The organism is Streptomyces sp. WP-1 (genome assembly GCF_030450125.1).
In the GTDB taxonomy this organism is placed as follows: domain Bacteria; phylum Actinomycetota; class Actinomycetes; order Streptomycetales; family Streptomycetaceae; genus Streptomyces; species Streptomyces incarnatus.
Genome location: NZ_CP123923.1, coordinates 4,487,463 through 4,507,004 on the forward strand (window position 1 = coordinate 4,487,463; position 19,542 = coordinate 4,507,004).

15 protein-coding genes and 2 pseudogenes are annotated in these 19,542 nt (G+C 72.0%); 10 read left to right on the top strand and 7 right to left on the bottom strand.

What is annotated here, in order from left to right:
* Nucleotides 1–161: 161 nt before the first annotated feature.
* The 3 genes from QHG49_RS19670 to QHG49_RS19680 form a co-directional block, all read right to left on the bottom strand.
* Nucleotides 162–1,154 (bottom strand): aldo/keto reductase, encoded by a 993-nt coding sequence (locus QHG49_RS19670; RefSeq protein ID WP_301490537.1) that lies wholly within the window; start codon nt 1,152–1,154, stop codon nt 162–164.
* A gap of 45 nt (nt 1,155–1,199) precedes the next feature.
* Nucleotides 1,200–1,793 carry a Uma2 family endonuclease gene (locus tag QHG49_RS19675; RefSeq protein ID WP_301490538.1) on the bottom strand — a complete coding sequence of 198 codons (594 nt, stop codon included), beginning with the start codon at nt 1,791–1,793 and terminating at the stop codon, nt 1,200–1,202.
* A gap of 96 nt (nt 1,794–1,889) precedes the next feature.
* Nucleotides 1,890–2,579, bottom strand: a complete 690-nt coding sequence (locus QHG49_RS19680; protein ID WP_301490539.1) for an SGNH/GDSL hydrolase family protein — start codon at nt 2,577–2,579, stop codon at nt 1,890–1,892.
* A 112-nt stretch (nt 2,580–2,691) separates the two neighbouring features.
* Here QHG49_RS19680 and QHG49_RS19685 point away from each other — a divergent pair, with 112 nt between their 5' ends.
* On the top strand, nt 2,692–3,678 hold the full coding sequence (locus QHG49_RS19685; RefSeq protein ID WP_159702483.1) for a PD40 domain-containing protein: 987 nt from the start codon (nt 2,692–2,694) through the stop codon (nt 3,676–3,678).
* A 12-nt stretch (nt 3,679–3,690) separates the two neighbouring features.
* On the opposite strand, the pseudogene QHG49_RS19690 reads toward QHG49_RS19685, so the two are convergent.
* Nucleotides 3,691–4,152 (bottom strand): annotated as a pseudogene (locus QHG49_RS19690) (hypothetical protein); the annotation flags it as partial.
* Between the two features lie 78 nt (nt 4,153–4,230).
* Nucleotides 4,231–4,455 (bottom strand): DUF397 domain-containing protein, encoded by a 225-nt coding sequence (locus tag QHG49_RS19695; protein ID WP_159702480.1) that lies wholly within the window; start codon nt 4,453–4,455, stop codon nt 4,231–4,233.
* A gap of 152 nt (nt 4,456–4,607) precedes the next feature.
* On the opposite strand from QHG49_RS19695, the gene QHG49_RS19700 reads away from it, so the two are divergent.
* Complete coding sequence (locus QHG49_RS19700) at nt 4,608–5,249, top strand: DUF6879 family protein (RefSeq protein WP_370530486.1); 642 nt, start codon at nt 4,608–4,610, stop codon at nt 5,247–5,249.
* 18 nt (nt 5,250–5,267) lie between these two features.
* Nucleotides 5,268–6,116 (top strand): helix-turn-helix transcriptional regulator, encoded by an 849-nt coding sequence (locus QHG49_RS19705; RefSeq protein ID WP_159702477.1) that lies wholly within the window; start codon nt 5,268–5,270, stop codon nt 6,114–6,116.
* A gap of 113 nt (nt 6,117–6,229) precedes the next feature.
* On the opposite strand, the gene serC is transcribed toward QHG49_RS19705, so the two are convergent.
* The gene (gene serC, locus QHG49_RS19710) at nt 6,230–7,348 is read right to left on the bottom strand and encodes a phosphoserine transaminase (RefSeq protein WP_145485912.1); all 1,119 of its coding nucleotides are present in this window, start codon (nt 7,346–7,348) and stop codon (nt 6,230–6,232) included.
* A 487-nt stretch (nt 7,349–7,835) separates the two neighbouring features.
* Between serC and QHG49_RS19715 the strand changes: the two genes are divergently transcribed.
* The 3 genes from QHG49_RS19715 to QHG49_RS19725 all read left to right on the top strand — a co-directional run bounded on the left by QHG49_RS19715 (nt 7,836) and on the right by QHG49_RS19725 (nt 13,140).
* Nucleotides 7,836–10,724, top strand: a complete 2,889-nt coding sequence (locus QHG49_RS19715) for an FAD-binding and (Fe-S)-binding domain-containing protein (protein ID WP_301492855.1) — start codon at nt 7,836–7,838, stop codon at nt 10,722–10,724.
* A gap of 201 nt (nt 10,725–10,925) precedes the next feature.
* Complete coding sequence (locus QHG49_RS19720; RefSeq protein WP_301490540.1) at nt 10,926–12,047, top strand: peptidoglycan bridge formation glycyltransferase FemA/FemB family protein; 1,122 nt, start codon at nt 10,926–10,928, stop codon at nt 12,045–12,047.
* Nucleotides 12,048–12,201: 154 nt separating this feature from the next.
* Nucleotides 12,202–13,140, top strand: a complete 939-nt coding sequence (locus tag QHG49_RS19725; protein WP_301490541.1) for a DMT family transporter — start codon at nt 12,202–12,204, stop codon at nt 13,138–13,140.
* 31 nt (nt 13,141–13,171) lie between these two features.
* Here QHG49_RS19725 and QHG49_RS19730 read toward each other — a convergent pair.
* Nucleotides 13,172–13,939, bottom strand: a pseudogene (locus tag QHG49_RS19730) (class I SAM-dependent methyltransferase).
* A gap of 151 nt (nt 13,940–14,090) precedes the next feature.
* On the opposite strand from QHG49_RS19730, the gene QHG49_RS19735 reads away from it, so the two are divergent.
* From QHG49_RS19735 to QHG49_RS19750, 4 genes are all read left to right on the top strand, one after another.
* Nucleotides 14,091–15,302, top strand: coding sequence for a polysaccharide pyruvyl transferase family protein (locus QHG49_RS19735; RefSeq protein ID WP_145485916.1), 1,212 nt, complete (start codon nt 14,091–14,093; stop codon nt 15,300–15,302).
* Between the two features lie 142 nt (nt 15,303–15,444).
* Nucleotides 15,445–16,269 (top strand): TIGR03084 family metal-binding protein, encoded by an 825-nt coding sequence (locus tag QHG49_RS19740; protein WP_301490542.1) that lies wholly within the window; start codon nt 15,445–15,447, stop codon nt 16,267–16,269.
* On the top strand, nt 16,266–17,942 hold the full coding sequence (locus QHG49_RS19745; protein ID WP_301490543.1) for an acyclic terpene utilization AtuA family protein: 1,677 nt from the start codon (nt 16,266–16,268) through the stop codon (nt 17,940–17,942). The genes QHG49_RS19740 and QHG49_RS19745 overlap by 4 nt, the downstream gene beginning before the upstream one ends.
* On the top strand, nt 17,939–19,537 hold the full coding sequence (locus QHG49_RS19750; protein WP_145485919.1) for an acyl-CoA carboxylase subunit beta: 1,599 nt from the start codon (nt 17,939–17,941) through the stop codon (nt 19,535–19,537). The genes QHG49_RS19745 and QHG49_RS19750 overlap by 4 nt, the downstream gene beginning before the upstream one ends.
* Nucleotides 19,538–19,542 lie beyond the last annotated feature (5 nt).

Below are 19,542 nucleotides of genomic sequence, written 5' to 3' on the forward strand. Positions count from 1 at the left end.
GTCGGTCGGTGCGCGCCCGAGGGGGCGGGGCCGCGGGTCCGGTGGCGGCTGCGGGCCGTCATCGGCTGATCGCGCCCGCGCGGCGGAGCCGCATGCCGGACACAGCCCCGCGCCCCCTCGGGGCGCATGACCCCTTGGGGCGCATGACCCCTTGGGCCGAGCTACCAGGCGAAGGCTTCCGGGGAGGGGCCCGGGCCCGGGAAGATCTTGTCCAGGTCCGCCAGCAGCTCCTCGCTCAGCTCCAGCTCCACGGCCCGCAGCGCCGACCGGAGCTGCTCCGCCGTACGCGGGCCGACGATCGGACCGGTGACGCCGGGGCGGGTGAGCAGCCAGGCCAGGGCGGTCTCGCCGGGCTCCAGGCCGTGCTTGTCGAGCAGGTCCTCGTACGACTGGATCCGCGCGCGGGCGGCCGGGTCGGCGAGGGTGTCCGCGGCGCGCCCGGAGGCACGGCGTCCGCCCTGCACCTCCTTCTTGATCACACCGCCGAGCAGCCCGCCGTGCAGCGGGGACCAGGGGATGACCCCGAGGCCGTACTCCTGCGCGGCCGGGATGACCTCCATCTCGGCGCGGCGCTCGGCGAGGTTGTACAGGCACTGCTCGCTGACGAGGCCGATGGTGCCGCCGCGGCGGGCGGCGGCCTCGTTGGCCTGGGCGATCTTGTAGCCGGGGAAGTTGGAGGAGCCGACGTAGAGGATCTTGCCCTGCTGGACGAGGGTGTCGATCGCCTGCCAGATCTCCTCGAAGGGGGTGTTCCGGTCGATGTGGTGGAACTGGTAGAGGTCGATGTGATCGGTCTGGAGCCGCTTCAGGCTGGCGTCCACCGCGCGCCGGATGTTCAGCGCGGAGAGCTTGTCGTGGTTCGGCCAGGCGTCGCCCTCGGCGGCCATGTTGGCGTAGACCTTGGTGGCGAGGACGACCTTGTCCCGGCGGTCACCGCCCTTGGCGAGCCAGTTCCCGATGATGCTCTCGGTCCGGCCCTTGTTCTCCCCCCACCCGTACACATTGGCGGTGTCGAAGAAGTTGATGCCCGCGTCCAGCGCCGCGTCCATGATCGCGTGACTGTCGGCTTCGTCCGTCTGCGGCCCGAAGTTCATCGTCCCGAGAACCAGCCGGCTGACCTTGAGTCCCGTGCGTCCAAGCTGCGTGTACTTCATGGTCGTAAGCCAACGTCTTGGAGTGGGCTCAAGGCAAGGGTGGGGTCAGTCGCGGGGGAACGCGTCGGTCTTGAGGGTGAGGCCGAGGGGAGTGTTGGTGAGATCGACATCCGCTCCGAAGACGACCGTCAGTTCGCTGGTGTACTCGCCCTCCTTGGGTCGGCTGTAGAGATGGCACTTGCCCTGGTAGGGGTCGGCGACGAGGTAGACGGGGACCTCGGCGGTGGCGTACGCCGTCTTCTTGGGGCCGTAGTCGTTCGCCGCCGTGCCCTTCGAGATGACCTCGGCGATGAACTTCACGTCCTGGTGGCGCCAGTGGCCCGTGTCGTCCTTCTTCGCCGCCTCGTCGAGCATGGCGACGTCCGGGCAGAAGCCGTTGGCCTCGCCGGGGAAGTCGATACGGACGTCCGAGAACACCAGGACATCCATGCCGAACTTGTCCTCCAGCGCCCGCACGATGCGGCGGATGATTACCCAGTGAGTGTCCCGCTGCGGCGTCACGTAGACGTTGCCCCCGACGATCTCGACCCTGAATCCTTCGGGGACGGGCATCCGCTCAAGGCGCTCGAACCACTCGTCCAAGTTCATGGCTTTGGCGTCGGCGTCGGCCATCTCGATCCTGTCTTCAAGGACGGTCATCGTGGCGCTCCTCCCCGGCTGCCGGCGAAATGATGCAGCCGCGCGGTACAACGATACGCACGGTGACGAAGTGACGCCGAAATCCAGCCAAACTGATCAGACTGTTCTAGCCGCGTACGCCCGTCCGATTCCCCACGCCTCCCGCATCGCCCCCGCGAACGCCTCCGCGATCCGCTGCTCGCCGCTCGCGTTGGGATGGGTGCCGTCGTACGTGTCGGCGTGGATGTCGTACGACCGCGGCGGCGACGCCAGCAGGATCGGCGACCGGGGCTCGTCCAGGTCGGCGACCGCCTTGGCGAGGAGGACGTTGAAGAGGGCGACCTGGCCGGCGAAGGGGGCGTCGGTCTCGGCGCGGACATTGGGGATCACCGGCAGCAGGACCATGCGGACGCACGGGTCGGCGGCGCGGGCCGCGTCGACGAAGGCGCGGACGTTCTCGGCGGTCTGCTCGGCGTTGGTGTAGAAGCCGAGATCGATGAGGCCGAGGGAGACGAGCAGGACGTCCGGCCGGCAGGTGCGTATCGCGTCACCGATCAGCGGGGCCATGTGCAGCCAGCCCTCGCCCCAGCCCGCGAGGTGGGCGCGGGGAAAGTCGGGGTCGGGGTCGGCGTAGGCGAGGGACGTCGCGGTGCCGGTCTGCTTGTCGTACAGCGTCTCGCGCGGGCCGACGAGCGTGACGGCGGGGTCGTACGTACCGCGCAGGAGCTGCCACAGCCGGTGACGCCATGTGTGTTCGCCCGCGCTCCCGATCGTCATGGAGTCGCCCACGGGCATGAACCTGAGCATCCGATCATCATGGACGATCACCGCGACGGGTGGGGTGTGAGGCCCGCCACGTGGGGGTGCCCGGGTGGCGGCCGGAGAGGTGAACCCCCGGCGGGAATGGCAGGCTTGGGGGATGCGCCGACCGTCCGCCGTCCTCGCCGCCGTCCTGCTCGCCGGCGCCTGCGCGCTGCCCGCCTCCGCCGCGGAGGACACCGGAAGCCCGTCGAGCGCCGGGGACAAGGGCTTCACCTTCTCGGACCCGCGGATCACGGAGTCCAGTGGCCTGGCCGCGTCCCACCTCCACCCCGGCATCTACTGGACGCACAACGACAGCGGCGACGGCCCGTACATCTACGCCGTGGACGGCGCGACCGGGAAGACGGTGGCCCGGGTGACGCTGCGGGGTGTGGGCAGCCCGCGCGACGTCGAGGCGATCTCGATCGGGCCGCACGACGAGATCTACGTCGGCGACATCGGCGACAACTTCGACGGCCGCTGGCCCTATGTGTGGATCTACCGCCTCCCGGAGCCGAAGGTCCTGAAGGACCAGACGATCACGGCCACCCAGTACGTGGTGAAGTACTCGAACGGCCCCCGCAACGCGGAGTCGATGATGGTCCACCCCAAGACGGGCCGGGTCTACATCATCGACAAGAAGGAGGACGGCGGCCACCTCTACGAGGGCCCCGCGACCCTCTCCACCACCGGCGCCAACATCTTCAAGCCGATCGCCCCCATCGACCTGTGGGCCACGGACGCCACCTTCTCTCCCGACGGCGGCCACCTCGCCGTGCGCGGCTACATCGGCGGCATCTACTACTCCTGGAACGACGGCCACCCCGAACGCACCGAAATGCTCGACGTCCCCCTCCAGGGCCAGGGCGAGGGCATCACCTACTCGGCCGACGGCACAAAACTCCTCTACAGCAGCGAGGGCGCCGGCAGCGAGGTCATCGCCAAGGACGCCCCCGACAGCCCGAAGCCCTCCCCGGCCCCCGGGAACGGCTCATCGAGCAGCTCGATGACCGGCGGACCGACCGTCAAGTGGGGGGCGGTGGCGCTGGTGGTCGTGGTGGTGGGGCTGTTCGGACTGGGGCGGTTGCGGCGGCGCGACGGGTGACACCGGCTCGCCGAGCGGACAGGGGAGTTCGGGCCGCGCGCGGTTCGGGGAGCAGGTGACGAGGGAGAGGGACAGGAAGGCGGGCCGTTCGAGGTAGAAGCCGAGCGACACATCACCGCCTGCGCCGAGCCGCTCGGCCACGGAGGCGACGAGGGCGTCCCGCGCTCCCCGTCCGCTCCGCGCTTCCCCGGCGAACCGCCCCGCGAACGCGTCCAGTTGTCGCCGCGTCCAGGCTGCCGCGTCCTGCGCCGAGTGCCAGGTGCCGCGTACGAGCGAGCCCGGCTTGAGCAGCCAGTAGGCGGTCTCCAGCGGGGGCAGATCCGAGACCGGGAACTCGGCGGTCACCTCGCGGTACCGCGCGATCAGCTCGGGCCGACTGCCGGGGGGTGGCGGTTCGGGGTACGGAGGCCGCCGTAACGCCTCCTGATCGAACCGCGCCTTCGGGCCGGTCCACAGGTAGCCGTGGTGGTGCACCGGGGGTCCTGTTCGTGGGCTCGATCGGCCCTGGCGGACTCGCGGTACCGCCAGGACCGAAGGGGGCTGCGGAGATGCTCAGTCGGCGAGCCCGAACCGCGCCGGGTCGATCCCGGCCACGCCCAGCTCCTCCGTGGTGAACCGCAGCGGGGTCATGTCGGGCCGCTTGCTGTCCCCGAGCGCCCAGGCGTCCACGCCGATGCGGGCGAGGGTGACACAGCCTTCGGTGCAGGGGCCGCCGCAGGCCTGGACGAAGGAGGCGGAGGTGATGTCGAGCGCGTAGAGGTCGCTTCCGTTCAGCATGGATGTGCCTTCCCGTTCGGCCCGGTTGGGGCTGGTGGTTGGTCCGGGAAGACCGTAGGGAGGGGAAGCGGGCCCGCGAGGCGCATATTCTCGATTATTCTCACGTGGTCACTCTGGATGCATGGACATTCACCCAGAGGAGTCGAGATGCTGTGGCCGCCGACTTCGTCAACGGGCACAGCGGAGAGGGAAGGAGAGCTCGCGATCGTGGTCCACGAGATCTGCTGGTCGACTGGACCCCGAAGGAGAGCGGCCGACAGGTGCGGACGATCGATCTTGATGAATTCAACAGCCTGTTCAGCACATTCGAGCACACCGCTTGGCGGCTGGAGACCCGACGGCGGTACGCGAGTGACGAGGAGACCGACACCTGGCGGCAGTTCGTGGAGACAGGTGAGATCGAGTGGAACTCGGACCACCCGTGGTGCGAGACGATCCGCGCCCAGACTGCGCAGGGCAAGCGGGTGGAGCGAGTGCGCATCGTGGACCGGCCCCCGACGACCGGACAGCTCTACCTCCTCGACAACGCCAGGCGAAACAGCACCCTGGGTGAGGACATCCGCAATCTGTGGCGTTCCGACGCGGACCGGCTGAACCTTCCCGCCGAAGATTTCTGGCTGTTCGACAGTCGTCTCATCGCGCTTCTGCGCTTCGATGACGATGACCAGCTCACGCACGTGGATCTGATCACCGAGCCCGCAGAGGTGGTGCGCTGCTCCATGGTGCGGGATGCTGCTTGGCATCACGCCGTACCGTGGAAGCAGTTCACGGCGGAGATGCACAGCGAAGCATAAGAACAAGAGCGGGTACCGGTGAGCACGGACTACCAGAGGGCGCGTGAGGAACTGGGGCGCAGGCTTCGGGAACTTCGGGTCGGAGGTCCTCTCGGTCGGCTCACCGGTACGGAACTGGCTCAGCGACTGGGATGGCGCCAGTCGAAGATCAGCAAGCTGGAGAACGGCCGGCAGACGCCTACCGACGAAGACCTGCGGGCTTGGGCCGAAGCCACCGGACAGCCTGACGTCTTCGATGAACTACGCGCCCGCCTCAAGGGATTCGAAAGCCAGATCCGCTCCTGGCGGCGACAGCTGGCGGCGGGCCATCGCCCCGTCCAGGAGACGTGGAACAACATCGTCGCCAATTCTCGGACCTTGCACGTATGGGACAGCCATGTCATCTGCGGTCTGCTCCAGACCGCCGACTACGCCCGGTACGTCTTCGAGGGCCATGCCGAACTCCAGAGGTCTCCACGGGACACGGAGGAGGCGGTGCGTGCCCGCATGAAACGGCAGGAGTGGCTGTACCAGCCGGGCAAACGGTTGGACCTGGTCATGTGGGAGGGCGCACTGCATTCCCGAGTGTGTCCCCCGGAGGTGCTGGCAGCTCAACTTGACCGCCTACTAGGCGTAGTGGGCATGGACACCATCCACCTGGGGATCGTGCCTCTGGGTGCCGGACTGAGACTGCTTCCTGGCAACAGCTTCTGGATCATGGACGAACGCCTCGTCGTGGTCGAGGACTGGCACGCCGAACTCTGGCTGGACGACGCCGAAACGATTGCCCTCTACCGCCGTGTCTGGGACACCTTCGCGGAATCGGCCGTCTACGGCGCCGAGGCACAGCAGGTGATCGCCCGCGTCCACCGGAGCATCAGGGACTGAGGCCGGGTTCACCCGATGTGCCGGAGGCGGGTGGCAGATCTTCTTCGACCTGCACGACGACAAAGGGCGCCCGGCACGATCGCCGGGCGCCCCTCACTGTCGTACCCGAGAGGTCAGAGCTTCTCGATGACGTAGTCGACGCACTTGGTCAGCGCCTCGACGTCGGCCGGGTCGATCGCCGGGAACATGGCGACACGCAGCTGGTTGCGGCCGAGCTTGCGGTAGGGCTCGGTGTCGACGATGCCGTTGGCGCGCAGCACCTTGGCGATGGCGGCGGCGTCGATGTCGTCGGAGAAGTCGATGGTGCCGATGACCGCGGACCGCTTCGCCGGGTCGGTGACGAAGGGGCTGGCGAACTTGACGTCCTCGGCCCAGTTGTACAGCGTGCGCGCCGAGGTGGCGGTGCGGCGGACCGCGAAGTCCAGGCCGCCCTGGCCGTTGAGCCACTCCAGCTGCTGGTTGAGCAGGAAGAGCGTGGCGAGCGCGGGGGTGTTGTACGTCTGGTTCTTGCGGGAGTTGTCGATCGCCGTGGGCAGCGAGAAGAACTCCGGGATGTGCCGGCCGGACGCGTGGATCCGCTCCGCGCGCTCGATGGCGGCGGGGGAGAAGACGCCGATCCACAGGCCGCCGTCGGAGGCGAAGGACTTCTGCGGGGCGAAGTAGTAGACGTCGGTCTCGGCGATGTCGACCGGCAGGCCGCCCGCGCCGGAGGTCGCGTCCACCACGACGAGGGAACCCTCGTCGGCGCCGGCCACCCGCTGGATGGGCATGGCGACACCGGTGGACGTCTCGTTGTGGGTGAAGGCGTACACGTCGACGCCCGCCTCGGCCCGCGCCTCCGGGTGGGTGCCCGGGTCGGTCGCGATGACCGTCGGCTCGGCCAGCCACGGCGCCAGCTTGGCGGCCTTGGCGAACTTGGAGGAGAACTCGCCGAAGCTGAGGTGCTGGGACTTGTTCTCGATCAGTCCGTGGGTGGCGATGTCCCAGAAGGCGGTGGAGCCGCCGTTGCCGAGGACGACCTCGTAGCCCTCGGGGAGGGAGAACAGCTCGGAGATCCCCTCGCGGACCTTACCGACCAGGTTCTTGACGGGCGCCTGGCGGTGGGAGGTACCGAGCAGGGAGCTTCCGGTGGCGGCGAGCGCGTCGAGCGCCTCGGTCCGCACCTTGGAGGGGCCCGCGCCGAAACGTCCGTCGGCGGGCTTGATGTCAGCGGGAATCTGGATGTCGGCCACGACTCGGAGGGTATCGGGTGGGCGAAACGGGACGGAACCGTGTCCGTCGGATGAGACAAGAACTTGAAGGCACGGACTGTCATGTCGTACGACGATCACGGGTGTGCTTGTACGAGGATCAAGGTGGGGCTGTGGATAACTTTCGATGACGGTCGGTGATCGGATGCATTCTGAACGCATGACGGATCGCACGGACGGGGTGAACCCCTCGGCCCCCCAAGCACCCAAAGCCACCCCGGCTCCCAAAGCCACCCCGGCTCCCGAGGCCACCCCGGCTCCCCAAGCCCCCTCGCCGCCCGAAGCCTCCTCGACCTCCTCGGCCCCCCAAGCCCCCTCGGCCCCCTCAGCCCCTCAACCCTCCTCGGCCTCCCAAGCCTCCCGCGTCCCCTTGCCCCCCTCCGCCCCCTCCGCCCTCTCCGCCCTCGAAGCCGAGCTGCGCGCCCGCCTCCGCGGTGAGGTCCGCTTCGACGCCACCGCCCGCGCGCTCATGACCATGGACGCCTCCAACTACCGGCGCGTCCCCGCAGGAGTGGTCGCCCCCCGGGACGCCGAGGACGTGGCGGCGGCGCTGGAGGTGTGCCGGACGCGCGGCGTGCCCGTGGTCGCCCGCGGCGGGGGCACGTCGATCGCCGGGCAGGCCACCGGCACCGGGGTCGTACTGGATTTCACGCGCCACATGGACCGCCTGGTGGAGCTGGACCCCGGCACCCGCACGGCCGTCGTCCAGCCCGGCCTGGTCCTCGACAGCCTCCAGCGCGCCGCCGCCCCGCACGGCCTGCGCTTCGGACCCGATCCGTCCACGCACAGCCGCTGCACCCTCGGCGGCATGATCGGCAACAACTCCTGCGGCTCCCACTCGGTGGCCTGGGGGACCACCGCCGACAACATCGCGGAGCTGGACGTGCTCACCGCGCGCGGCCGGCGGCTGTGGCTCGGGCCGGGGTGGGTCGGCGCGCCCGAGGGGCTGCGGGAGCTGGCGGAGGGCGAGCTGGCGCGGCTGCGCACCGGCTTCCCGGACCTGCCCCGCCGCATCTCCGGGTACGCGCTGGACGCGCTGCTGCCGGAGAAGGGCGCCGACGTGGCCCGCTCCTTCTGCGGCTCCGAGGGCACCCTCGGCATCCTCACCGAGGCGGTCGTACGCCTGGTCGAGGCCCCGCCCGCCCGCGCGCTCGCGGTGCTGGGGTACGGCGACGAGAGCGCCGCCGCCGAGGCCGCCGCCGGTCTCCTGCCGCACAACCCGCTGACGGTGGAGGGCATGGCCGCCGACCTGGTGCCTCCGGGGGCCGGACTGCCCAGGGGCGGCGCCTGGCTGTTCGTGGAGACGGGCGGGGAGTCGGAGGCGGCGGCCCGGGCCCGCGCGGAGGAGATCGTCCGGGCCGCGGATGTCGTGGACGCCCTGGTGGTGACCGAGCCCGCCGCCCAGCGGACCCTGTGGCGCATCCGCGAGGACGCGAGCGGCACGGCGACCCGGATGCCGGACGGCTCCGAGGCCTGGCCCGGCTGGGAGGACTGCGCGGTGCCCCCCGCCCGGCTCGGCGCCTACCTCCGCGACTTCCGCGCCCTGCTCTCCTCCCACGCCCTGCGCGGCACTCCGTACGGTCACTTCGGCGACGGCTGTATCCACGTCCGCATCGACTTCGACCTGCTCACCCAGGACGGGATCGGCCGCTTCCGGCGCTTCTCGGAGGACCTGGCCGACCTGGTGGTGGCGCACGGCGGCTCGCTGTCCGGGGAGCACGGCGACGGTCAGGCCCGCGCGGAACTGCTGCCCCGGATGTACGGCGCCGAGACGGTGCGCCTGTTCGAGCGCGCCAAGGCCCTCTGGGACCCGGACGACCTGCTCAACCCCGGCATGCTGGTCCGCCCCGCCCCGCTGGACGGCAACCTCCGCTTCTCCGTGCTCCCGGCCGAACCCGTGGACGTGGCCTTCGGCTACCCGGCCGACGGCGGCGACTTCCGCGCGGCCGTCCGCCGCTGTGTCGGCGTGGCCAAGTGCCGTACGACCACGGAGGCGGGCCCCGCCGTGATGTGCCCGTCGTTCCGGGCGACCGGCGAGGAGGAGCACTCCACCCGGGGCCGGGCCCGGCTGCTGCACGAGATGCTGGCCGGGGAGCTGATCACCGACGGCTGGCGCTCCACCGAGGTGCGCGACGCCCTCGATCTCTGCCTCGCCTGCAAGGGCTGCCGCACGGACTGCCCGGTGGGCGTCGACATGGCCACCTACAAGGCCGAGTTCCTGCACCACCACTACGCGGACCGCCGCCGCCCCGCCGCCCACCACAGCATGGGCCGCCTGCCCGAGTGGCTGCGCCGGATCGCCCGCACCCGAACGGCTCCCCTCCTCAACGCGCTCGCCGCCGTCCCGCCCCTGGCGGCCGCCGCGAAACGCCTCGGCGGGATCGCGCCCGAGCGGCGGCTCCCCCGGCTCGCCCCGAGGACCTTCACCGGCTGGTGGCGGCGCCGGAAGCCCGCGCGGGCCCAGGGCGCCGGGGACCTGGTCGTCCTCTGGCCGGACACCTTCACCGAGCATCTGTCCCCCTCGGTCGGCCGCGCGGCCGTCCGCGTCCTGGAGGCCGCCGGGCTGCGGGTGACCCTCCCCCCGACCCGGCTGCCGCACCGCGGCTCGCCCACGGCAGCCACCCCCGACGCCCCGGCCCCCTCCCTCCTGTCGTCCCTCATCCCCTCCCTCCTCCCGGCCCGCCACGCCCGGGTCTGCTGCGGGCTGACCTACGTCTCCACCGGCCAGCTGGACCGCGCCCGTGCGGTGCTGCGCCGCACGCTCGACCTGATGGAGCCGGTGCTGCGCGCGGGCCTCCCGGTCGTCGTGCTGGAACCGAGCTGCGCGGCCGCCCTGCGCACCGACCTGCCGGAACTCCTGCACGACGACCCGCGCGCACCCCGGCTCGCCGCCGCCGTCCTCACCTTCGCCGAGGTTCTGGAGCGGCACGCCCCGCGCTGGACCCCGCCCGCCGTGGACCGACCCGTCGCCGGTCAGACCCACTGCCATCAGCACGCGGTGCTCGGCGACGCCCCGGACCGCCGGCTGCGCGAGTCGGCCGGTCTCACCGGGGAACTCTCCGGCGGCTGCTGCGGCCTGGCCGGCGACTTCGGCTTCGAGAAGGGCCACTTCGAGGTCTCCCGGGCCTGCGCGGAGGAGCGGCTGCTGCCCTCGATACGGGAGGCGGCCCCGGGCACCGTGGTCCTCGCCGACGGCTACTCCTGCCGCACCCAGCTGGAGCAACTGGGCGCGGTGCGCGCACGGCACCTGGCGGAGGTGCTGGCCGAGGCCCTGGACCGGGACGCGGGCGCGCCGGACGGGGCCACGACCGCGGGGGAGGGCGGACGGCGGGCCGCCGGTGGACGGCCGCTTCCCTAGGGCCTCTCGTTTGGATCACGCCGGGCTCGCGGGCCCTGGCACCGCGCGCCTCGCGGCGTTGTCGTCGGTTGCCATGGCTCCGCCACGCCGCCCTCCTCCGCCTTGCGACGCACGGCACCAGACCCCGCTCCCTGATCCGGCCTGATCCGAACGAAAGACCCTAATCTGAGGTGATCAGCGAGCCGTGAAGGAGCAACGCGTATGAGCCTCACCGTCCGTCCGGTCACCCGGGCCGAACACCTCGCCTTCGTGGCGGGCCGCCCCTCGGCCAGCCACCTCCAGCTGCCGTCCTGGGGGGACGTGAAGCCGGACTGGCGGGCGGAGAGCCTGGGGTGGTTCGAGGCGGACGGGCGGCTCGTCGGGGTGGGGCTGGTGCTGCTGCGGCCGCTGCCCAAGCTGAAGCGGTATCTGGCGTACCTGCCGGAGGGACCGGTCATCGACTGGGAGGCGCCCGACCTGGAGCGCTGGCTGGACCCGATGCTGGCCCACCTCAAGGGGCTCGGCGCCTTCTCGGTGAAGATGGGCCCGCCCGTGGTGGTGCGGCGGTGGAGCCCCGAGGCGGTCAAGGCCGCCATCGCCGACCCGGACGCGCACCGGCTGCGGGACGCGCCGCCGACCTCCGAGGAACCGGGGGCGCTCGCCCTCGTCGACCGGCTGCGCCGGATGGGCTGGCGGCAGAGCGAGCCCGGCGGCGAGGACGGCTTCGCCGCCGGGCAGCCCCGGTACGTCTGCCAGGTGCCGTACGCCGGGCGGTCCCTGGAGGACATCCAGCGCGGGCTCAACCAGCAGTGGCGGCGCAACATCAAGAAGGCCGAGAAGGCGGGGGTGAAGGTCGTACAGGGGGACTACGCAGATCTGCCGGCCTTCTACGAGCTGTACGCGGAGACGGCGGAGCGGGACCGTTTCATCCCGCGCCCGCTGTCGTACTTCCAGCGGATGTGGACGGCGCTCACCGCCGAGGACCCGGACCGGATGCGGCTGTACCTCGCCCAGCACGACGGCGAGGTGCTCGCCGCGGCCACGATGCTGATCGTCGGCGGCCATGTCTGGTACTCCTATGGCGCCTCCACCAGCCGGAAGCGGGAGGTGCAGCCCAACAACGCGATGCAGTGGCGGATGATGTGCGACGCCCATGAGCTGGGCGCCCATGTCTACGACTTCCGGGGCATCACCGACACCCTGGAGGAGTCCGACCACCTCCTCGGCCTGCTCCGCTTCAAGGTGGGCGCGGGCGGCGGGGCGGCGGAGTACGTGGGCGAGTGGGACTTCCCGCTGAACCGCCTGCTGCACAAGGCGTTCGATGTGTACATGGCGCGCCGCTGAGGGGGTCGGCGGGCGGGCGCCCGTCATGCGAGAGGGGCGTATCTCAGCATCCAGGACAGTGACATGGGAGGTTCACACTCCTGACGGGGTCTACTACCCTGGACCGGGTAGTACAGGGAGCTGTACATGATCTGAGTCGAGCACCGGGACCGCCGTGAGCACCGTCAACACCCCCAGCGCCCCTTCCGGATCGTCCGCGACGACGTCCGGGTCCTCAGGCACCCCGGGCCGTCCCGGCTCGCTCGGGCCGGTGGGGCTGGTGCTGGCCGGCGGGGTGTCGGTGCAGTTCGGCGGGGCGCTCGCGGTGGCGCTGATGCCGAGGGCGGGCGCGCTGGGCGTGGTGACGCTCCGGCTCGTCGTGTCGGCCGTGATCCTGCTGCTGTTCTGCCGTCCCCGGCTGCGCGGCCACTCGCGCGCCGACTGGGGCACGGTGATCGCCTTCGGCATCGCGGTGGGCAGTATGAACAGCCTGTTCTACGAGGCCGTGGCCCGTATCCCGCTCGGCCCCGCCGTCACCCTGGAGGTGCTCGGCCCGCTCGCGCTCTCGGTCGTGTCCTCCCGCCGTCTGGTCAATGTCGTGTGGGCGGCGCTCGCCCTGGGCGGCGTGTTCCTGCTCGGCGGCGGGGGCTTCGGCGGGGTGGACCCCGCGGGGGTGGGCTTCGCGCTCGGCGCGGGCGTGATGTGGGCGGCGTACATAGTCTTCAGCGCGCGTACCGGCCGGCGCTTCCCGCAGGCGGACGGGCTGGCGCTGGCCATGACGGTCGCGGCGCTGCTCGTCCTGCCGCTCGGCGTCGCCTCCTCCGGCGAGCGCCTGCTCGACCCGGCCACGCTCGGCCTCGGCGCGGCGGTGGCCGTGCTCTCCTCGGTCCTGCCCTACACCCTCGAACTCCTGGCCCTGCGCAACCTGCCTGCCGCCACCTTCGCCATCCTGATGAGCCTGGACCCGGCCCTCGCCGCCGCCGCCGGCTTCCTCATCCTCGGCCAGGCTCTCTCCGCCCCGGAGATCGCCGCGATCGTCCTGGTCATCGCAGCGAGCATCGGCGCGGTGCGCACCCAGGTGGGCCGGGCCAAGGCACCGGTCCTGGACGCGTAGGGGCCGTGGGAGCGCGGTGGTCCGGTAGCGGTCACCACGCGCCGGTCTTCTCCCACACCGACACATGCCGGCGGCTCTCGCCGGTGAACGCCGAGCGTTCCCAGCCGCTCCACCGCTCCACCGCTCCCGCAGCCGCATCCCGGCGAGCCGGGCCATGAGGTCCAGCTCGGCCGGCCAGACGTACCGGAAGGGGATCGCGCGGTAGGTGCCCCGGCCGTCCGCGACCTCCACGTGGTGCGAGCCGGCCGACTGCGTCGCCACGTCGTACACGTCGAACCCCAGCCGCCGCCCGTGCGCCCGGCACCGCCTCCTGCCCCGGCGGCAGCCGCCGCAGCTCGGGCACCCCGACCGCCACGACGGAACAGCCCCCGGGCTCCAGCTGGGCGGCGGCGGTGCGGAAGCAGTCGACCTGGGCGTCCTGGGAGGTCAGGTTCATGACCGTGTCGAAGACCGGATAGGCGACGTCGAAGGTGCCCGGCACCCTGGTCGTGGCGAAGTCCCCGATCGTGACCGGGACCGCCGTCCCGCCGGGCTCGGCGCGCAGCCGCTCCACCATGGCCCGCGACCGGTCGATCCCGTGCACCCGCACCCCGCGCCCGGCCAGGGGCAACGCGATCCGTCCGGTCCATACCCCCAGCTTCAGCGCCCGGCCCCCGTCCCCGGCGAGCCCGGCCAGGAACTCCACGGCCGGTGCCACGACGCGCGGCGCGAACATCTCCGCGCACGAGGCGTCGTACCCCGCCGCGACCGCTTCCCCGACGTACCCGTCCGCATCGGCCGTCCGCCGACGGTACGGCACCTGCCGCCCGCCCGGTGCCCGGATTCCCGGGGCGGGTTGGCCGAATGGGCAGGGGTGGGCCGGGCCGGGGACGGGGGCGATGTGTACGTTGGCGGGGAGGGGTCCGTGGCGTCCTCGGGGGCGCCGGAAACAGGCAGGGGAACAGGAACGCATGGCACGTGTCGCCGTCATCACCGCGCCCAACATCGGCTACCGCAACACCGGGATGCTGACCGTCGACCTGGCCTTCGAGGCGATGCGGCGGCGGATGGGGTACGGGTTCGAGGCGAGCTGGTACACGCTGCATCTGCCGCAGACCGTGCCGCTGCGGGGGCTGCGGGAGGGCGTGCGCGGCGCGGAACTGCCCTTCCGATTCAGGTCGTTGATCGACGAGGCCGACACCCTGCGCGAGCACGACGCGGTCGTCTTCTGGGGCGACTTCCTGCACGCCCGGCACTACCTCGTCCAGGACGCCTCCAACCGGCTCCTCGACTACGGGCTCGTCAAGGACCGGAGCGCCGCCCGCGCCCTGCTCAACCGGACGCTGCTGCTCGCCGACCAGCCGGACGACCTGCTCGACCGCACCCTCAGCTACGGCGGCACGATCCTGCACAACACGCAGTCGGACTACGAGGACAAGGAGTACGGTCCCCTGTTCACCCGGCTGATGACGCGCAGCCGCCGCGTCTGGCTGCGCGATCCGCTGTCGGCGGCCAAGCTCGGGCATCTGCGCGGGGACCGTACGGCCGACCACTTCGGCTCCGACGCGGCCCTGCTGAACCGCCCCGGCGATCTGGACCGCCTCCCGGTCACGTCCTGGTCGCAGGGCCTCCCGGACGGCGGGGCGATCGGGGTGTTCCTCGGGGCCCGTACGAAGATCCCCGACTGGCTCCCCGGGTTCTGTCAGGGGCTCGCGGAGCGGCTGGACGCGCCCCTGGAATGGATCCCCTGGTTCGACGGGGACGTCCCGCGCCAGGTCGGGCACCTTCCCACCCGACCCGGTGAGCCCACCGTCGGCGATCTGCTCGGCGTCCTGCCCCGCTACCGCCTCGTCATCACCGACACCTACCACCTGTGCGTCAACGCCTGGGGCGCCGGCACCCCGGTGGTCTGCGTCGGCGCGCCCGAGCCGGTGCCGACGACCGACCGCGACTACCTGACGCTCAGCGATGTGAAGAAGCACGTCCTGCACATGGCGTACGACGCGGCCGACTTCTACCTCCCCACCGTCGGCGACAGCCCCGAGGGGCACGAACGGCGGGCCGAGCGGATCGTCCGGCTGGTGGAGGGCGGGGGAGCGGCCGCCGTGGCCGAGCGGATCCGCGCGCACGCCGACCACTCGGCCGACTCCTTCACGGAGACTCTCGCCTCACTCCTGGGGTGAACCCGGGTCCGTCCCGGGGGTGAACCCGGGCCTGTCCCGGGGGTGAACCCGGGCCTGTCCCGGACTCCGGACCCGGGAAACCGGCGCAATAAATCATGCAAGCACGCTTGATTGTTTCCATGTCCGCTGCCATGCTCCCCTCATGGCCGACCCGACGCCCGTCATCGACGATCTGCGTGCCGAGAGCGAAGAACTGGACCGGCTCGTCGCCGGGTTGACGCCCGAGCGGTGGGCGCTCGCCACCCCGGCGCCCGGCTGGACCGTCGCCCACCAGATCGCCCACCTCGCCTGGACCGACCACGCGGCGCTGGCCGCCGTCACCGACGCGGACGCGTTCCGCGCGCTGGTCGGGAAGGCCCTCGCCCACGGCGACTCCTTCGTGGACGAGGGCGCGAAGGAGAGCGCCGGACTGCCGCCCGCGGAACTGCTCGCGCGATGGCGGTCCGGACGCGACGCCCTCGACCGGGCCCTGCGCGCGGCCGAACCCGGCGCCCGTTTCCCCTGGTTCGGGCCGCCGATGGCCGTCGCCTCCATGGCCACCGCCCGCCTCATGGAGACCTGGGCCCACGGTCTGGACGTCGCCGACGCACTCGGTATCGACCCCGCCCCCACCGACCGCCTCGCCCACATCGCCCGACTCGGCGTGCGCACCCGGGACTTCGCGTACACGGTGCACGGACTCACCCCGCCCGCCGAGGAGTTCCGCGTCCGGCTCACCGCACCGAGCGGCGCCGTGTGGGAGTACGGCCTCGACGACGCCCCGCAGCACGTCACCGGACCGGCGCTCGACTTCTGCCTCCTGGTCACCCAGCGCGCCCACCGCGACGATCTCGCCCTGACCGCCACGGGCCCGGACGCGGACCGCTGGCTGGACATCGCCCAGGCCTTCGCGGGCCCACCGGGAAGCGGCCGGAAGCCGAGGACGGCGGAGGAGACGGCCGGGCCGGTCGAGGGATCCGGCCGGTGAACCCCCTGCGGATAGGCAACTTCTCCGGCTTCTACGGCGACCGCTCCGCCGCCCTGCGCGAGATGCTCACCGGCGGCGAACTCGACGTCCTCACCGGCGACTACCTCGCCGAACTCACCATGCTGATCCTCGCCCGCGACCGGCTGAAGGACCCCGGCGCCGGATACGCCCGCACCTTCCCGCGCCAACTGGAGGACTGCCTCGGCCTGGTCCGGGAGCGCGGGGTGCGGATCGTCACCAACGCGGGCGGCCTCAACCCCGCCGGACTCGCCGCGCACATACGCGAGTCGGCCGGCCGGCTCGGCATCCCCCTCCGTGTCGCGCACGTCGAGGGCGACGACCTGGCCGCCGGCCACCCCGGCACCCTCGCCGCCCGCGCCTACCTCGGCGGGTTCGGCATCGCCGAGTGCCTGCGGGCGGGCGCGGACATCGTCGTCACCGGGCGGGTGACCGACGCGGCCCTCGTCACCGGACCCGCCGCGGCCCATTTCGGCTGGCAGCCGGGGGAGTTCGACAAGCTGGCCGGGGCCGTCGTCGCCGGGCACGTGCTGGAGTGCGGGACACAGGCCACCGGCGGGAACTACGCGTTCTTCCAGGAGGGCGACGTACGACGGCCCGGCTTCCCGCTCGCCGAGATCCACGCCGACGGCGGCAGCGTCATCACCAAGCACCCCGGCACCGGCGGCTTCGTGGACGTCGGCACGGTCACCGCGCAGCTGCTGTACGAGACCGGGGGCGCCCGGTACGCCGGACCCGATGTCACCGCCCGGCTGGACAGCGTCCGGCTGCGCCAGGACGGGCCCGACCGGGTGCGGATCGAAGGGGTGAGGGGGGAGGCGCCCCCGCCGTCCCTCAAGGTGGGGCTCAACAGACTCGGGGGCTTTCGCAACGAGGTCGTCTTCGTGCTCACCGGGCTCGACATCGAGGCCAAGGCGGAACTCGTCAAGGACCAGCTGGCGAGGGAGCTCGCGAAGTCGCCGCCCGCCGACGTCCGCTGGGAACTGGTCCGCACCGACCGCCCCGACGCCGACAGCGAGGAGACCGCGAGCGCCCTGCTGCGTCTCGTCGTACGGGATCCCGACCAGAAGGCCGTCGGGCGGGCGCTCAGCGGGGCGGCCATCGAGCTGGCGCTCGCCAGCTACCCCGGCTTCCATGTGCTCGCCCCGCCCGGCAAGGGCGACCCCTACGGGATCTTCGAGGACGCCTACGTGCCCCAGGGGGAGGTGCCCCACACGGCCGTCCTCCCCGACGGACGGCCCGTAAGGGTCCCCCCGCCCCCGCGGACGCGCCCCCTGGAGGAGACCCCGCCCCCGGAACTGCCCGACCCGCTCCCGCCCGGCCCCACCCGCCGCGCCCCCCTCGGCCTCGTCGCCGGTGCCCGCAGCGGGGACAAGGGCGGGAACGCCAACGTGGGGGTGTGGGCCCGTACCGACGAGGCATGGCGGTGGCTCGCGCACGAGCTGACGGCGGACCGGTTCCGGGAGCTGATCCCCGAGAGCCGCGACCTGCCCGTCACCCGCCACCTGCTCCCCGGGCTGCGCGCCCTGAACTTCGTCGTCACCGGCATCCTCGGCGCCGGCGTCGCCTCCCGGCACCGCTTCGACCCGCAGGCCAAGGCCCTCGGCGAATGGCTGCGCTCCCGCCACCTGGACATCCCGGAGGCCTTGCTGTGACCGTCCTCGACACGGCCCTGGACACCCACCACCCCGACTACACGGCCCACCGCGCGGCCATGCTCGGCAAACTCGCCGAGCTGGACGGCGAACACGCCAGGGCGCTCGCGGGCGGCGGCGAGAAGTACGTCCAACGGCACCGCGATCGCGGCAAGTTGCTCGCCCGTGAACGCATCGAGCTGCTCCTCGACCCGGACACCCCGTTCCTGGAGCTGTCCCCGCTCGCCGCCTGGGGCAGCGAGTACGCCGTCGGCGCCTCGCTCGTCACCGGCATCGGCGTGGTCGCGGGTGTGGAGTGCCTGATCACCGCCAACGACCCGACCGTGCGCGGCGGCGCCAGCAACCCCTGGAGCCTGAAGAAGGCCCTGCGCGCCAACGACATCGCGCTCGCCAACCGGCTGCCCTGCGTCAGCCTGGTGGAGTCGGGCGGCGCCGATCTGCCCTCGCAGAAGGAGATCTTCATCCCCGGCGGCGCCATCTTCCGTGATCTCACCCGGCTTTCGGCCGCCGGGATCCCGACCGTGGCCGTCGTCTTCGGCAACTCCACGGCGGGCGGCGCCTACGTCCCCGGCATGTCCGACCACGTGATCATGGTCAAGGAACGGGCCAAGGTGTTCCTCGGCGGGCCGCCGCTGGTGAAGATGGCCACCGGCGAGGAGAGCGACGACGAGTCCCTGGGCGGCGCCGAGATGCACGCCCGCGTCTCCGGGCTCGCCGACCACTTCGCCGTGGACGAGCGTGACGCCCTGCGCCAGGCCCGCAGGGTGGTCGGGCGCCTCAACCACCGCAAGGCGCACGCCGACCCGGGTCCGGCCGAACCGCCCAAGTACGACCCGGAGGAGCTGCTGGGCATCGTCCCCGGCGACCTCAAGATCCCCTTCGATCCGCGCGAGGTCGTCGCCCGGATCGTGGACGGCTCCGACTTCGACGAGTTCAAGCCGCTGTACGGCACCAGCCTGGTGACCGGCTGGGCCGCCCTGCACGGCTACCCCGTCGGCATCCTCGCCAACGCCCAAGGGGTGCTGTTCAGCGCGGAGTCGCAGAAGGCCGCCCAGTTCATCCAGCTCGCCAACCAGCGCGACATCCCGCTGCTCTTCCTGCACAACACCACCGGCTACATGGTCGGGCGGGAGTACGAGCAGGGCGGGATCATCAAGCACGGCGCGATGATGATCAACGCGGTGTCCAACTCCCGGGTCCCGCACCTCTCCGTCCTCATGGGCGCCTCCTACGGCGCCGGCCACTACGGCATGTGCGGCCGCGCCTACGACCCCCGCTTCCTGTTCGCCTGGCCCAGCGCCAAGTCCGCCGTCATGGGCCCGCAGCAGCTCGCGGGGGTGCTGTCGATCGTCGCCCGGCAGTCGGCGGCGGCGAAGGGCCGGCCGTACGACGAGGACGCGGACGCCGCCCTGCGCGCCATGGTGGAGCAGCAGATCGAGTCCGAGTCGCTGCCGATGTTCCTGTCCGGGCGGCTCTACGACGACGGCGTCATCGACCCGCGCGACACCCGTACCGTCCTCGGCCTGTGCCTCTCCGCGATCCACACCGCCCCCTACGAGGGCGCGCGCGGCGGCTTCGGCGTCTTCCGGATGTGAGGCCC